The organism is Allokutzneria albata, assembly GCF_900103775.1.
Classification (GTDB): Bacteria; Actinomycetota; Actinomycetes; order Mycobacteriales; family Pseudonocardiaceae; genus Allokutzneria; species Allokutzneria albata.
Genome location: NZ_LT629701.1, coordinates 2,232,093 through 2,246,217 on the forward strand (window position 1 = coordinate 2,232,093; position 14,125 = coordinate 2,246,217).

Genomic DNA, 14,125 nt, shown 5'->3' on the forward strand with positions numbered 1-14,125 from the left:
AGCTGGATCGATGAAAGGTGCCGGGATGAACGTGGTGCCCGTCGTGGTGGTCGGAGCGGGACCGGTGGGCTTGGCCGCCGCCGCGGAGCTGGTCGAGCGGGGGCTGGAGCCACTGGTGCTGGAGCGGGACGAGCGGGCGGGGGCTGCGGTGGCGCAGTGGCACCACGTGCGGCTGTTCTCCCGCTGGTCGGAGCTTGTCGCCCCGGCCGCGCGCCGGTTGCTGGAGGCAGCGGGCTGGGAACAGCCCCGTGCAGACGCCTATCCGACCGGAGCGGAGTGGGTCGAGTCGTACTTGGCGCCGCTCGCGCGGGTGCTGGGAGATCGGATCCGCTTCGGTGCCGAGGTGGTCGGCCTGGCACGGCGCGGCCGGGACCGCGTGGTCGACGCCGGGCGCGAGTCCGAGCCGCTGACCGTGCACGTCCGCACCGGCGACGGCCGCCAGGAAAGGATCACCGCGCGCGGAGTGATCGACGCGTCCGGCACGTGGACCTCGCCCAATCCGCTTGGCGGGGAAGGTCTCCCCGCGATCGGCGAGGCGGAGGCGGCGGACCGGATCGCCTATCGCGTCCCCGACCTGACCGATCCCGCGACCGCCGTGCGGTACGCGGGCAGGCACGTGGTCGTCGCGGGCAGCGGTCACTCGGCGCTGACCGCGCTCGTCGCCTTCGCCGGGCTCGCCGAGCGGGACCCGTCGACGAGGATCACCTGGCTGCTGCGACGGGGCGTGGTCGGAGCGGTCTTCGGTGGCGGCGAGGCCGATCAGCTTCCGGCGCGCGGCGCGCTGGGCTTGCGGGCGAAGGCTGCGGTGGAAGCCGGGCACATCCACGTCGTCACCGGCTTCCGCACCGAGTCCGTCACCCGGGACGAGAACGACCTTCTGGTGCTGCTGTCCTCGGAGGGCCGGCAGGTCGAAGCGGTCGACGAAGTGGTGGTGCTGGCCGGATTCCGGCCTGACCTGTCGTGGCTGTCGGAGGTGCGCCTCGCGTTGGACGCGACCTTGCAGGCGCCTGTGGGACTGGCGCCGCTGATCGACCCGAACGTGCATTCGTGCGGCACCGTCTACCCGCACGGCGTCAAGGAGCTGGCACACCCGGAGCCGAACGTGTTCCTGGCCGGGATGAAGAGCTACGGCCGCGCGCCGACCTTCCTCGCGCTGACCGGTTACGAGCAGGTCCGCTCGATCGCCGCCGCGCTCGCCGGAGATCGCGAGTCCGCCGAGCGCGTGGAGCTGGTGTTGCCCGAGACCGGGGTCTGCGGTGGTTCCGGCGTCTTCGACGAGCCCGCCGCCAACCGGAACAGCGGCTGCTGCGGAACACCCGCCGGTGTCCAGGACCTCACGCTGTCCGTGCAGGGCCAGCGCTCGTGACCGAGGTCGACGCTCTCGTGATCGGTGGCGGGCCGTCCGGGCTCGCCACCGCCCACGCCCTGCGCCACACCGGGCGTGAACCGGTCGTGCTGGAAGCCGGGCCGGAGGCGGTGGGGTCGTGGCCGTCCTACTACGACAGCCTCACCCTGTTCTCCCCGGCCCGTTTCAGCGGCCTGCCGGGCATGGTCTTCCCCGGTGATCCCGAGCACTATCCGCACCGCGACGAGGTTGTGGACTACTTGCGCCGCTACGCCAAGCACCTCGCCGTGGACATCCGCACCGGCCACCGAGCCGAGTCCGTCCACCACGACGGGCCAGGCTTTCGGGTACGACTGACCAACGGCGCCGAAGTGCGCACGCGCGTCCTGGTCGCTGCCACCGGCTCGTTCGGCCGCCCTCATCGACCGGACCTGAAATCCTTCACCGGCAAGCTTCTGCACGCCTCCGAGTACCGGGAGCCCACGCCGTTCGCGGGGCAGCGGGTCGTGGTCGTCGGCGCGGGGAACTCCGCCGTGCAGATCGGCGTCGAACTCGCCGCCCACGCCCAGGTCACCCTCGCCACCCGCAAGCCCATCCGGTTCGTCCCCCAACGCCCTCTCGGGCGGGACGCGCATTTTTGGGCCACAGCAACGGGAATCGACAGCGCTCCGGTCGGTCACCTGCTGCGCACCCCGCCGCACCAGCCGGTGCTCGACCACGGTCGCTACCGCGCGGCGCTGACCGCCGGAGCGCCGGATCAGCGGCGGCTGTTCACCGCGCTCGACGGCACCCGGGTCATTTGGCCCGACGGAAGCCGCGAGCACGTGGACACGATCATCCTGGCCACCGGCTACCGCCCCGACCTGTCCTACATCACCGCTCTCGGCGCACTCGACGGCGAAGGCAGGCCACACCAACGGCGTGGCCTGTCCACCACGCACCCGGGCTTGGGTTTCGTCGGCCTGGAGTGGCAACGCAGCCTCGCCTTGGCAACGCTGCGCGGCGTCGGCCGCGACGCCCGCTACGTGGTGTCCCGGCTGCTGGCCCGAACCTCCTAGATCGCAGCACTGAAGCGGCGCTTGGAAGTGCGTCAACGGAGGAACACCTCGGCGTCGCGTCGACCGGCGACGTTTGCCGAGTGGCATCTCGACTGGCTGGCCCATGTGGCTCCGCTGGTTCGACTCGTGAGTCGCGGCGCGGTGCCCGCCCCCGCCGATCAGGCGAGTTCGGCCAGCAGCCGCTGCACGCGGCGGTCGATCTCGTCCCGGATCGGCCGCACCTGCTCCACCGGTTTGCCCGCCGGGTCCTCCAGCTGCCAGTCCAGGTAGCGCTTGCCGGGGAAGACCGGGCACGCGTCACCGCAGCCCATCGTGATCACCACGTCGGCGGCCTGCACGGCCTCCGTGGTCAACCGCTTGGGGAACTCCTCGGACAGGTCCAAGCCGAGTTCGGCCATCACCTCCACCACCGCGGGATTGACCGACTCCGCCGGGGCGGAGCCCGCCGAGCGGACCAGCACCCGGCCCTGGGCGTGGTGGTGCAGCAGCGCGGCGGCCATCTGCGATCGCCCCGCGTTGTGCACGCAGACGAACAGCACCTCGGGAACAGCGGACACGGTGACTCCTCGATCGTCAGCGGGACACGGTGGTGAAACGGCGGCGCAGCGCCAGCGACACATGGACCAGGCCGACGAGCACGGGCACCTCGATCAGCGGGCCGACCACCCCCGCGAGGGCCTGGCCGCTGGCGGCGCCGAAGGTGGCGATGGCGACCGCGATCGCCAGCTCGAAGTTGTTGCCCGCCGCGGTGAACGCCAGCGTCGTGGTGCGCTCGTAGCCCAGCCCCAGTGCCGCGCCGAGGGCGTAGGAACCGGCCCACATCAGGGCGAAGTAGGCCAGCAGCGGCAGCGCGATCCGGGCGACGTCCAACGGGCGGCTGGTGATCTGCGCGCCTTGCAGTGCGAAGAGCACCACGATGGTGAACAGCAACCCGTACAGCGCGACCGGGCCCAGCTTCGGCAGGAACCTCGTCTCGTACCAGTCGCGGCCCCTGGCCTTCTCCCCCAGCCTGCGCGTCAGGTACCCGGCCAGCAACGGGATACCGAGGAAGATCAGCACGCTCTTGGCGATCTGCCACCCCGACACCGCCAGATCGCTCTGCGGCAACCCGAGCCACCCGGGCAGCACCGCCAGGTAGAACCAGCCCAGCAGGCCGAAGGCCAGCACCTGGAACACCGAGTTCAGCGCGACCAGCACCGCCGCGGCCTCCCGGTCACCGCACGCCAGGTCGTTCCAGATGACCACCATGGCGATGCACCGGGCCAGGCCGACGACGATCAGCCCGGTCCGGTAGGCGGGCAGGTCCGGCAGCAGCGCCCAGGCGAGCCCGAACATCAGCGCCGGGCCGAGCACCCAGTTCAGCAGCAGTGAGGACCACAGCAGCCGCCGGTCCCGGGTGACGTCGCCGAGCCGGTCGTACCGGACCTTGGCCAGCACCGGGTACATCATCACCAGCAGGCCGATCGCGATCGGCAGCGAGATCCCGTCGACCGTCACCGCGTTCAACCCGACGTCCAGTCCCGGGATCCACCGTCCGGCCAGCAGGCCCGCCGCCATCGCGGCGCCGATCCACACGGGCAGAAACCGGTCCAGCGTCGACAGCCTGCCCGGCGCGGGCACGGCCGGAGCCGGGCCGGAGGCCAGGCTCACGCCGACACCACCCGATCCTCGCCGGGCACCAGCACGGCGGACAAACGGGCCAGCACCTCGGCCGCCGCGCGGTAGTACACCCACGTGCCGCGCCGCTCGCCGGTCACCAGGCCGGCCTCGCGCAACACCTTCAGGTGGTGGGAGATCGTCGGCCCGGTCAACTCGAAGGCGTCGGTCAGATCGCACACGCACGCCTCACCCCCGGCATGCGAGGCGATCAACGACAGCAACCGCAACCGCACCGGGTCCGCCAGGGCCTTGAACATCCGCGCCAAGTCGGCCGCGTTGTCCTCGCCCAGCGGCTCGCGCGCCAGCGACGTGGAGCACGGCTCCGCCTGCTTCGACATGCGTCTACTTTGACAGCTCTCTATTTAGATGGCAATCGATTCAGCATGATCAGGACGCGGTCGGCCAGCGCACGGCCCCGTCGAAGAGCTTCACCCCCTCCGCGCTGATGCCGCCGGGGTCGAGCCCGTCATCGCTGAGGAACAGGCCGCCCCGGGTACCCCCCACCTCACCGGGTTGAGTCCTTTGTAGACGGTGGGCTCACCGGTCAGCACCGCGGCGAAGGGCGTGCCCGGGTCGGTGACGCCGACGCGCGCGGTGCGCCAGGTCTCGCCGACGTCCTGCGCCATCCCGAGATCGTCGAGGACGAACGCCTCCCACGTCAGCACGGGCACGGCCACGTCGCGGAACTTCGTGCCGATGTCGAGGAGATCACCACCAGCGCCTTGCCCTCGCCGTTGGCCGCGATCGCCCGCGCGTCAGGACGTAGCGTGCGGCCGGGGCGCCGGGCCACCCCGCCGGATCTCGCGGGCTCCCGCAGCCCGCAGCACCTGTTCGACCTCGGCCGCGGCGGAGGCCACGGGCTCGACCGTGGTCGCGGTGCAGGCGACAACGAGGGCGATCATGAGGAAGGCAGGGCGAACACGCAGGTCGAAGAAGGCAGCGGGGCGGCCGCGATTGGTCCGAACGGGCCAACCAACTGGGCCCGCAGTACAGGTTTCAGACGCCGGGGCCGAGGGCATCATCGTCCTCATGTCGTTGACCACGCTGGACGGCCGCTACGAGCTCGGCATGCTGCTGGGCCAGGGCGGCATGGCGGACGTCTTCCGCGCCGTCGACACCGTTCTGGGCCGGGACGTCGCGGTGAAGATCTTCCGAGGTGGCTCTGGCTCGGTGGACCGCGCGCGGTTCCTGGCCGAGTGCCATCTGTCGGCCGGGCTGCACCACCCGAACCTCGTCACGGTCTACGACGCGGGCACGGACAACGGCCGGGACTACCTCGTGATGCGGCTGATCGAGGGCAAGACGCTGGCGGACAAGCTGGACTGGGGCGCCCTGGAGGCCAGCTGGGTGTGCGAGGTCGGCGCCGTGGTCGCCCAGGCGCTCGCCCACGTCCACGCCAGCGGCGTCGTGCACCGCGACATCAAGCCCTCGAACATCCTGCTCGGGCAGGGCGAGGTCCCCTACCTCGCCGACTTCGGCATCGCACTGCCCTCGGGCGCCCGGCGGCTCACCAAGGGCGGCCAGTTCCTGGGCACGATCGCCTACACCGCCCCCGAGCAGATCCAGGGCGCACAGGCGACGGCCGCGGCGGACGTCTACGCCTTCGGGCTCGTCCTGCTGGAAGCACTGACCGGGCGCGTGGAGTTCGACGGGCCGGAGTCGGCCGCTGCCGTCGCCAAGCTCAACCGCGCCCCGGAGATCCCGGACACGATCCCGGATGGCGTCGCCGCGGTTCTCAAGGCGATGCTCTCCGAGGACCCCGCACGGCGGCCGACGGCCGCGAGCTGCGCGGAACTGCTGCGCGCGGCGGCGGCGGGCGAGGCCCCGGAGGTCACGATCCCACCGGTCACCACTCCCGAGCCGATCACCGAACGGATCACCGAACGGATCACCCGGCGCCGGCGCGTCCGGCCCGCCTACCTCGTCGCGGGTGGAGCGGCGATCGCCGCGGCGGTGCTGCTGTTCCCTGCCAGCGTGCTGGACGCCGGATCGCCGCGCTCGGAGAACGGCAAGGCCGGCGAGCCCACGACGACAACGGTTCCACCGCAGGCGCCTCCGGCGGTACCGAGCACCCGGCCCCTCCAGCCCGCACCGCCCGGCCCGCCGATCACCGGACAGCCACCGGCCCCGATCACCCGCGAAGTCGTGTTGGTTCCGCAACCCCAGCCGCAACAGCCCAAGGACAGGAAGCCGCCGAAGAACCCTCCGGACAACGGCGGCAAGGGCGGTGACGGCGGCGGCAAGCGGCCGGGGCCGGGGGACAAGGGGGGACCCGGACGAGAGCCTTGATCGGGCTCAGACGCCGTGGCCGCGAAACCGGTCCAGGACGACCTCGACCGCGGCGGCAGGGGTCGGACCCGCGGGGAGTGCGGCGCGGATGATCCTGGTCAGACCGGGTGTGATCGGCCGGACCACCACGCCGTCGCGCTCGTCCACGGCCAGCGCCGGAAGCGCCGCGACGGCCAGTCCGAGACGGACGTGGTCGAGCAGCAGCGGATAGCTTCCGTAGTGCCCGGCGATCTCCGGCTCGAACCCGGCTTGGCGGCAGCGCCTGAGCACCAGGTCCGACAGGTAGCACGCGGGCCGGTCCATCACCCACCGCTCCCCCGCCATCGAGCCGAGTTCCAGTACGTCCTCCTCGGCGCGCGGATGTCCTTGCGGCAGAACGAGAACGACCGGGTCGCTGCCCAGCGGCACGTACCGCACCTGCGGATCGACGGGAAGCCAGCCGTCGGCGAAGTCGTAGACCACGGCGAGGTCGACCTCGCCACGTCGCAGCATCCGCAGGCTCTCGTGCGGCTCCAGCTCGGTCACGGTGATCCGCAGCCGGGGATGCGTGCGGTTCAGCTCGGCCGCGACGGGCAGGACGACCGCGCGCAGCGCGCTGGAGAAGGCGGCGACGCGCACCTCCCCGACCGGCTCGGTGCGGCGCTCGGTCAGGTCCGCCTCGGCCGCCTCGATCGAGCGCAGGATCTGCCGGGCGTGCGCGGCCAGGCGCAGCCCGGCGGGCGTCAGGCTCACCCGTCGCCCGTGCTGCTCCAGCAGCGTCGCGCGCGCTTCCTGTTGCAGCACGGACAGTTGCTGGGACACCGAGGACGGGCTCATCGCCAGCGCCTCGGCGACGGCGCGGATGGTGCCCAGGCTCTCCAGCTGGACCAGCAGGCGCAGGCGCCACGGGCTGAGCACTCGCACCTCCGGAATGTTCGGCTCTTCCGAACAGGCTAAGCATAAATCATCGATGGACCCGCACGGTCGGCTCGACCTAGCGTGAGGCGCATGGCGAACACGTTCTGGGCGGATGTCGACCGCCACGTCCTCCGCTACGGCGGCGGCTTCACCCCGGAGATCATCGACCGGGCCGAGGGCAGCCACGTGGTCACCGAGGACGGGCGGCGCATCCTGGACTTCACCTCGGGGCAGATGAGCGCGATCCTCGGCCACGGTCACCCGGAGATCGTCGCCACCGTGCGCGAGGGCGTCGCCAGGCTCGACCACCTCTACAGCGGCATGCTCTCCCGGCCGGTGGTCGAGCTCTCCCGGCGCCTCGCCGGGACGCTGCCGGAGCCGCTGGAGAAGGTCCTGCTGCTGTCGACCGGCGCGGAGTCCAACGAGGCCGCGATCCGCCTCGCCAAACTGGTGACGGGCAAGTTCGAGATCGTCTCGTTCAGCCGGTCCTGGCACGGCATGACCCAGGCCGCGGTGAACGCCACCTACAGCGCGAGCCGCCACGGCTACGGCCCCGCGGTGCCCGGCAACATCGCGATCCCCACACCCAACCCCTACCGCCCGGACTTCCTCACCGCCGGCGGTGAACTGGACTGGCGGCGCCAGCTGGACCACGCCTTCGACCTCGTCGACGCCCAGTCGGTCGGCAGCCTCGCCGCGTGCATCGTCGAGCCGATCATCAGCTCCGGCGGTCTGATCGTCCCGCCGGAGGGCTACCTCGCGGCGCTGCGGGCGAAGTGCCGCGAACGGGAGATGCTGCTCATCCTCGACGAGGCGCAGACCGGCCTGTGCCGCACCGGCGACTGGTACGCCTTCCAGTCCTCCGGCGTCGTGCCGGACATCCTCACGCTCTCCAAGACCCTCGGCGCGGGCCTGCCCCTCGCCGCGGTGATCACCAGTGCGGAGATCGAGGAACGCGCGCACGAACGCGGATTCCTCTTCTACACCACGCATGTCTCCGATCCGCTCGTCGCGGCGGTCGGCAACACCGTCCTCGACGTGCTGGAGCGCGACGACATGGCCGCGCGCGTGCGGACCTCCGGCGCCCAGCTGCGCGAGGGCCTGGAGAAGCTGCACACCAAGCACGAGATCGTCGGTGACGTCCGGGGGCGCGGCCTGCTCCAGGGCATCGAGCTGGTGATCGACCGCGAGACCAAGCGGGGCTCCGATGCGCTGGGCGGCTGGGTGACGCGTCGCTGCCTCGAACTGGGACTGCACATGAACGTCGTCCAGCTGCCGGGCATGGGCGGGGTCTTCCGCATCGCACCGCCGCTGACGAGCACGGAGGAGGAACTGGCCGAGGGACTGCGGATCCTGGACCAGGCGCTCACCGAGGCACCGCTCGCGGAGTTCGCCTGACACTCCGATTGTGGCCGAAAAGGCCATGTGCACACGCCCGTCGATCTAGGGTCGCGGGGTGCTGAAGAACAACGACAGAGATCCGGCCCTGCCCGCGTTGACGGTGAACCAGGCGCGAATGCTGCGGGTGCTCGTGAAGAGCACCATGACCCGCGCCGGGCGCGACGTGACGGTGCACGCCGATCACGTGGTGGACTCCGACGACAGCGAGTACGGCCTGGATTCGTTGTCCCGCACCGTCCGCGACCTCCCGGTGAAGGACTGGCCGGCGGCGGTCGAGCGCCACATCTCGACCATGCAGGCCGCGATGCGGGGGCCGGACGAGTTCGACGTGCCCACTGCGGACCTGCTCGACCGCACCTACCTCCGGCTCTACGACGCCGCGGGGTTACCGCCGGTCGACTGGCTGAGCTACGCGCGCGAGCCCTTCCCCGGCGTGCGCGAGCTGCTGGCACTGGACCTGCCGGACACCGTGTCGATGTTCAACGACGACCGCGTCGAGCGGCACGGGCTGGACGTCCTGCGCGAGGCGGGTCTGCGCAATCTGCGCCAGGTGACGCCCGATCAGCACACGGTCTACGACGGCGTGCAGATCCTGATGGGCTCGGTGTACATGGCATCGACCGCCCTCGTCCTCGACGACGTGATCCGGCGCACCACGGGTGAGCAGGACCTGCCCAACGGAGTGCTGGTCGCGATGCCGTTCCGCAACCAGCTGCTCTACCACGTGCCGCGCGACCACGGCATCATCGAGTCGCTCAACGCCATGGCGAGCTTGGCGCTCAACGGCTTCGCCGACGAGGTCGGTCCCATCAGCCCGTACGTCTACTGGTGGGACAACGGCGTCTTCCAGCAGCTGACCAAGCACGACGAGCAGGAGAAGACGATCGAGGTGCACGTGGACGGCGGGTTCGCCGAGGTGTTCCGCCGCCTCGTGCCCTAGCGCCCGCTCAGGAGGCGGTGGCGACCTTCCACAGGTACCCGTCGGGATCGCTGAAATAGCCGGAGCACCCGCCCCAGTCGGCGGCGACGGCGGCGTTGACCACGGTGCCACCGGCGGCGTGCCCTCGCCGAGACCGCACGTGACGAAGCCCGGGTGGTCCTGCTGGAGGGCGCACCCCAGGCCCTCCACGGAGAACTTCTTGGCGCGCTCGACGTCCTTGACGCCCGACATGATGGTGCTGACCTGCAACGTGATGTCCACGCCCGCAGACGCTGGGCGCCGCCGGGTGCGGGTGCTTCTCGATTCCTGACGGGTCAGCCGTCCTCCGGTTCACGGCGGACGACCAGCACCGCGACGTCGTCGGTAGAGGCCCGGTCCCCGACAAGCGACGCCATGATCCGGGCGCAGGTGTCCTCCGCGGGCGCCGTGGACACGGCACCGCGCAGCAGCTCCAGACGGCTGTCCAGGTCCACCCCGCGCCGCTCCACCAGCCCGTCGGTGTACAGCACGATCAGCCCGCCGGGCGGCAGGTCGACCACGGCGCCCTCGCGACCGGTGACCGCCAGGTTGTAGCCGACCGGCGGGCCCACCTTGGCCTCGACGAACCCGGTGTCCTGCCCGGGCTGGGCGAGCACCGCCGGGAGGTGACCGGCCAGGGCCAGCTCCACGCGCCCGGACACCGGGTCGATGACCGCGTAGGTGACCGTGGCCATCGTGCGGTCCTCGAAGTGGCTCGCCTTGCGGTCGAGCTTGCCGAGCACGACCGCCGGGTCGCTGAACTCCAGCGCGTAGGCGCGCAGCGCGCTGCGCAGGCGGCCCATCACGATCGCGGCGGGCAGGCCGCTGCCCACCACGTCGCCGATCACCAGGCCGATGCGCCCGTCGGGGAGGTCGAACACGTCGTACCAGTCCCCGCCGACGCTGCTGCCCGAACCCGGCACGTAGCGCGCGGCCATCTGCCAGCCCTCGAAGACCGGAAGGCGCGAGGGCAGGAGGCTGTCCTGGAGCATGGCCGCCGCGGCCTGTTCCGACCGCGCCCGGGAGGCGTGCGCCGCCATCGCCAGCCGGTCCGCGACGAGCTGCAGCAGGTCGATCTCCTCGTCGGTGAACTCGCGCGGCACCGTGCTGCCGACGTGCAGCACGCCGGTGAGCTCACCCTGGTGAGCCACCATCGGCACGCCGAGCAGGACCCTCAGGCCCCGCTCCCACAGCAGCGGGTTGACCACCGTGGACCTGTCGACGTGCTCGATCCGCACCGGCTCCCGGAGCGCCGCGACCCGGCCGGCGAAGCCCGCGCCGATCCGGATCCGCACGCCCTGGAAGACCTCCTCCTCCAGACCGCAGGTGGCCCGCGCCACCAGCTGCTCACCGCTGTGGTCCACCAGCAGGACGGTGATGGTGTCGACCTCGAACAGCGCACGCACCCGGGGCAGCAGGACGTCGAAGAGCTTCTCCAGCTCGAGCTCCCTGAGCGCGCTGTCGGTGATCGTCTCCAACACGCGCAACCGCATGCCTGAGCTTCGGGTATCGCCCATCCGCCTGCTCCGTCCCCGTCCGCCGTAGGCACAGAGTCAACAGCACGACCGGGCGGGCGGGCCACACGAGTCCCGCTCAGCGCCTCGGGTCGAACGTCCAGACGGCGCGCGGGCCGGGGCCGACAGCGAGCGTGGACCGGCCGAGCCGCTCCTCGTGGCGGTGTGCGACGGCGCGGTTGAGGGACATGTCCACCTGGCGCAGGCCCACCTCTTCCCGCGGGGCGACATCGAGCCGGATCGTGGTCCCGCCACGCTGCGCGACGATGCCGCCGCCCGCGACGGGGTGCGGGACGAAGCCTCCTGCCCGCAGCAGCGGCACGGTGTTGGCGAGATCGCGTTCGGTGATCGCGATCCGGATGCCGGTCACGTCCCGCAGGAGGTGCTTCTCGTAGTCGTCGGAGAGGTAGCGCTCCCTTCCGACGTCACCGGGGAAAGCGGCCGGTTCGGTCTTGCTCCGCGGGTCGGCGAAGTACTCGGGCCGGTACTCCATCCCCCAGGCGCCGAACGCGTCGTACTGGGCGCTGGTGAAGACGCCGTCGAACCACGGAACCGGCACGCCGTCGCCGAAGTCCCGGGTCTGCCTGAACACCACCGGATCGGTGATTCCCTGTTCCCGCAAGCGGTTCAGCACCGTCGGCAGGTCACCCGCGCGCTCGGCCGACACGGCCAGCCCGGCGCGTCCGATGGTCCCGTCCTGACCGGGCAGGTCACCGACGCCGAACACCTCGAGGTAGGTTTCCCGGCCCATCAGGTAGCGACCGGTCCACTTCGATCCGCCCGCGCCGGTGGTGGTGCGCACCTGGAAGTTCGCGAAGGTGCGCAGGTACGCCGAATGCTCGACCGCGTCGGCGGTCTCGCGGTCAAACACCCCGTAGGCGTGGTTGGAGAACAGCAACTGCCGACCTGCGACGGCCGCGCTCGCGAGGCTCCCGACGAGGGAGAGCGCGAGGGCTGCGGCCACGACCACGAACGTCCGCGACATCCGACGAATCACCATGCGGGCGAGCATAAGCAGGCAGAGGTCGCGCTCATCGCCGTTTTCCCCGAAACGACCTGCCTGCCGGCAAGACGGACCGCAGCACGGGGACGCGGAACTGATGACGAGCCGTGACGGACCTGGTGCCGCGGTCCTTCGAGCCTTCCGACGGCGCCGCCTTCGCCGCCGGTGATCCCTCGCTCGACTTCGGCATCCACGAGGCGGGAGTCCTGGTCGGCAGCGTCACCCTCGTGCTGGGCGAGTCGCCGAAGTACGGGCTCGGCTATCTGCTCGCCGAGAACGCGTGGGGCGTCGCGACGATCGCCGTGCGCACCTCGCCGCGACGGACCTGTTCGCCGGGGTCGCCCACGGCAACGCCAGGAGCGTGGCCGTCCTGCTACGCCTCGGGTTCAGCCGCGTGGCGAGCTTCGACGACTACGACCGCTACCACCTCGACCTGGTGCGCTGCTCGGGTATCCGCCAGGTCCTCGGGTGATACCAGTGCCGGTGCAGGAGCTTGTAGCCGGGGCGCAACGCCGACGCGAACGCCAAGGCGGTGATGGCGCACAGGGTCAGCACGAGCGCGTTGTTGCCGGTCTCGGCGCTGAGGGTGAGCACGCCGTACTCGCCGATCAGGAACGTGCTGTGCAGCGCCCAGCAGACGGCGGCGGTGGGCAGGGCGGCCCGGTATGTCGACAGCACGGCGATGCTGTCCACGATGACGACCATCGCCAGGAACGACAACGGTGCCGCTTCGATGGTGGCGAGCACGCCGGTCACCAGCAGTGCGAGCGCCGCGCCGAGCGGGAAGCCGAACGCCGCCGGGATCGGCAGGCGGGATCGTCGCATGCCTGCCAGTGAAGCGGCTCGGCCTCCGGCGAGGCAAGACCACCCGGCAAAGATCGTGATCATGGGAGACTGGCCGGGTGTTCGCCGAGGACGTCGTGGGGGTGGCCACCGATCCCGAGGTGGCGCTGTTCGTCGCGCGCACCGAGGGCCCCGGGACGGGACGCTGCTGGTGGTCCACGGCTGCCCCGACTGGGACCACAGCTACCTGCGCGATCCCCTCGCGGAGCTGGCCGGGCGCTGTCGGCTGATCATGCCGGAGCTGCCGGCGGACCAGGAACGACGAGCCGCTGCTGATCCACCCGGTCGGCACCTGGGCCAACCGCCCACCGCGAAGACGCGGATCGCCAACTACTTCCTCGCCGCCGACTACGTGCGCAACGACATCGACCTGGCCACCATGGAGGGCGCCAACGAGGCAGCGCGGGAGGCGGTCAACGCCCTGCTCGACGCGTCCGGACGCTGTACCGGCCGCCGGAGTTCGAACTGCTCAAGGTTCATGACGGCGTGAACTACGGCTTGGGGCTGCCCAACGTGTTCGACCTCTTGTAGCCGACCAGAGCGGTGATCACGGCCTGGAGCCGCGCGCGGACGTCGGCCGCTCCGGTGAGCACCAGGTGGTGGAACGCACCGACGAGCGCGAGGGCCAGCGCCTCCGGCTCGGCCGTGGCGGCGATCCTGCCCAGCCGCTGTTCGGCCGCGAGGTAGGCCGCGGCGGCGTGCTCGACGGCGCCGAGACCGGCCGTCCGATCGCCGAGCACGGCCTGCACGCGCCCGGCCAGTTCCGGCCGTGCGACAAGGAGTTTGACCAGCGTGCCGACAGCGGGCAGCGGCGTCGCGGTGATCGCGTCGCAGAGGTTGTCCACGACGCTCCCCTTTCCGGACCGGTCCGCCAGCGCCCCGGCTCCCGCGGAGACCAGGAAGGCGCGGTCGACGGCATAGGCGGCCAGGAAGTCGTCGAGGTCGGCGAAGTGCGCGTGCAGCAGCCCGGTCGCGACACCGGCCTCGGCCGTGACCGAGCGGCCGCTGAGCCTGCCCGGCCCGTCCCGGGCGATCACCCGCTCGACGGCGGCGAACAGCTGCTGCCGGACCTCCGGGATGGCGACACCTCTGGGCACGCGCCGAGTCTACGGGACTTGCACCCAGTATGAGCACGTGTTCATACTCAGTTTGAACACG

At 71.3% G+C, this 14,125-nt stretch carries 18 protein-coding genes; 7 read left to right on the plus strand and 11 right to left on the minus strand.

Going from position 1 to position 14,125, the window contains the following annotated elements; translation table 11 throughout:
- Nucleotides 1-25: 25 nt before the first annotated feature.
- Both BLT28_RS10095 and BLT28_RS10100 read left to right on the plus strand, forming a co-directional pair.
- The gene (locus BLT28_RS10095) at nt 26-1,366 is read left to right on the plus strand and encodes an FAD-dependent oxidoreductase (RefSeq protein ID WP_030432889.1); all 1,341 of its coding nucleotides are present in this window, start codon (nt 26-28) and stop codon (nt 1,364-1,366) included.
- The gene (locus BLT28_RS10100; protein WP_030432888.1) at nt 1,363-2,403 is read left to right on the plus strand and encodes a flavin-containing monooxygenase; all 1,041 of its coding nucleotides are present in this window, start codon (nt 1,363-1,365) and stop codon (nt 2,401-2,403) included. Before BLT28_RS10095 ends, BLT28_RS10100 begins: the two co-directional genes overlap by 4 nt.
- A 158-nt stretch (nt 2,404-2,561) precedes the next feature.
- Here the strand turns inward: BLT28_RS10100 and BLT28_RS10105 are convergent, their stop codons facing one another.
- From BLT28_RS10105 to BLT28_RS40875, 5 genes are all read right to left on the minus strand, one after another.
- Entirely contained in the window at nt 2,562-2,960 is a 399-nt protein-coding gene (locus tag BLT28_RS10105; RefSeq protein WP_030432887.1) for an arsenate reductase ArsC, read from the minus strand.
- A 16-nt stretch (nt 2,961-2,976) separates the two neighbouring features.
- Nucleotides 2,977-4,047 carry an ACR3 family arsenite efflux transporter gene (gene arsB / locus BLT28_RS10110; RefSeq protein ID WP_407638814.1) on the minus strand — a complete coding sequence of 357 codons (1,071 nt, stop codon included), beginning with the start codon at nt 4,045-4,047 and terminating at the stop codon, nt 2,977-2,979.
- Between the two features lie 2 nt (nt 4,048-4,049).
- Entirely contained in the window at nt 4,050-4,400 is a 351-nt protein-coding gene (locus BLT28_RS10115) for an ArsR/SmtB family transcription factor (RefSeq protein ID WP_030432885.1), read from the minus strand.
- A 90-nt stretch (nt 4,401-4,490) separates the two neighbouring features.
- A complete protein-coding gene (locus tag BLT28_RS40870; RefSeq protein ID WP_030432884.1) occupies nt 4,491-4,739 on the minus strand; it encodes a hypothetical protein in 249 nt (82 codons plus the stop codon).
- Between the two features lie 78 nt (nt 4,740-4,817).
- On the minus strand, nt 4,818-4,964 hold the full coding sequence (locus BLT28_RS40875) for a hypothetical protein (protein ID WP_162184932.1): 147 nt from the start codon (nt 4,962-4,964) through the stop codon (nt 4,818-4,820).
- A gap of 127 nt (nt 4,965-5,091) precedes the next feature.
- On the opposite strand from BLT28_RS40875, the gene BLT28_RS10125 reads away from it, so the two are divergent.
- Nucleotides 5,092-6,351 carry a serine/threonine-protein kinase gene (locus BLT28_RS10125; RefSeq protein ID WP_030432883.1) on the plus strand — a complete coding sequence of 420 codons (1,260 nt, stop codon included), beginning with the start codon at nt 5,092-5,094 and terminating at the stop codon, nt 6,349-6,351.
- Between the two features lie 6 nt (nt 6,352-6,357).
- Here BLT28_RS10125 and BLT28_RS10130 read toward each other — a convergent pair whose 3' ends face one another.
- Entirely contained in the window at nt 6,358-7,254 is an 897-nt protein-coding gene (locus tag BLT28_RS10130; protein WP_231950713.1) for a LysR substrate-binding domain-containing protein, read from the minus strand.
- Nucleotides 7,255-7,338: 84 nt separating this feature from the next.
- Between BLT28_RS10130 and BLT28_RS10135 the strand changes: the two genes are divergently transcribed.
- Together BLT28_RS10135 and BLT28_RS10140 are read left to right on the plus strand one after the other, a co-directional pair.
- Nucleotides 7,339-8,646 (plus strand): aspartate aminotransferase family protein, encoded by a 1,308-nt coding sequence (locus BLT28_RS10135; protein WP_030432881.1) that lies wholly within the window; start codon nt 7,339-7,341, stop codon nt 8,644-8,646.
- Between the two features lie 58 nt (nt 8,647-8,704).
- Nucleotides 8,705-9,589: a hypothetical protein gene (locus BLT28_RS10140; RefSeq protein WP_052408061.1), complete on the plus strand. Its 885-nt coding sequence runs from the start codon at nt 8,705-8,707 to the stop codon at nt 9,587-9,589.
- Between the two features lie 7 nt (nt 9,590-9,596).
- Here BLT28_RS10140 and BLT28_RS42480 read toward each other — a convergent pair whose 3' ends face one another.
- From BLT28_RS42480 to BLT28_RS10155, 3 genes are all read right to left on the minus strand, one after another.
- The gene (locus BLT28_RS42480; RefSeq protein WP_269459642.1) at nt 9,597-9,728 is read right to left on the minus strand and encodes a VOC family protein; all 132 of its coding nucleotides are present in this window, start codon (nt 9,726-9,728) and stop codon (nt 9,597-9,599) included.
- Between the two features lie 175 nt (nt 9,729-9,903).
- The gene (locus BLT28_RS10150; RefSeq protein WP_030432879.1) at nt 9,904-11,124 is read right to left on the minus strand and encodes a PP2C family protein-serine/threonine phosphatase; all 1,221 of its coding nucleotides are present in this window, start codon (nt 11,122-11,124) and stop codon (nt 9,904-9,906) included.
- Nucleotides 11,125-11,200: 76 nt separating this feature from the next.
- Nucleotides 11,201-12,121, minus strand: a complete 921-nt coding sequence (locus BLT28_RS10155) for a DUF5829 family protein (protein WP_030432878.1) — start codon at nt 12,119-12,121, stop codon at nt 11,201-11,203.
- 283 nt (nt 12,122-12,404) lie between these two features.
- On the opposite strand from BLT28_RS10155, the gene BLT28_RS39990 reads away from it, so the two are divergent.
- On the plus strand, nt 12,405-12,596 hold the full coding sequence (locus BLT28_RS39990; protein WP_156051697.1) for a GNAT family N-acetyltransferase: 192 nt from the start codon (nt 12,405-12,407) through the stop codon (nt 12,594-12,596).
- Here the strand turns inward: BLT28_RS39990 and BLT28_RS10160 are convergent.
- The gene (locus BLT28_RS10160) at nt 12,545-12,949 is read right to left on the minus strand and encodes a hypothetical protein (protein ID WP_030432877.1); all 405 of its coding nucleotides are present in this window, start codon (nt 12,947-12,949) and stop codon (nt 12,545-12,547) included. The genes BLT28_RS39990 and BLT28_RS10160 overlap by 52 nt on opposite strands.
- 169 nt (nt 12,950-13,118) lie before the next feature.
- On the opposite strand from BLT28_RS10160, the gene BLT28_RS10165 reads away from it, so the two are divergent.
- Nucleotides 13,119-13,457 (plus strand): hypothetical protein, encoded by a 339-nt coding sequence (locus BLT28_RS10165; RefSeq protein ID WP_030432876.1) that lies wholly within the window; start codon nt 13,119-13,121, stop codon nt 13,455-13,457.
- Nucleotide 13,458: 1 nt separating this feature from the next.
- On the opposite strand, the gene BLT28_RS10170 is transcribed toward BLT28_RS10165, so the two are convergent.
- Nucleotides 13,459-14,064, minus strand: coding sequence for a TetR family transcriptional regulator (locus BLT28_RS10170; protein WP_052408060.1), 606 nt, complete (start codon nt 14,062-14,064; stop codon nt 13,459-13,461).
- Between the last annotated feature and the right edge of the window lie 61 nt (nt 14,065-14,125).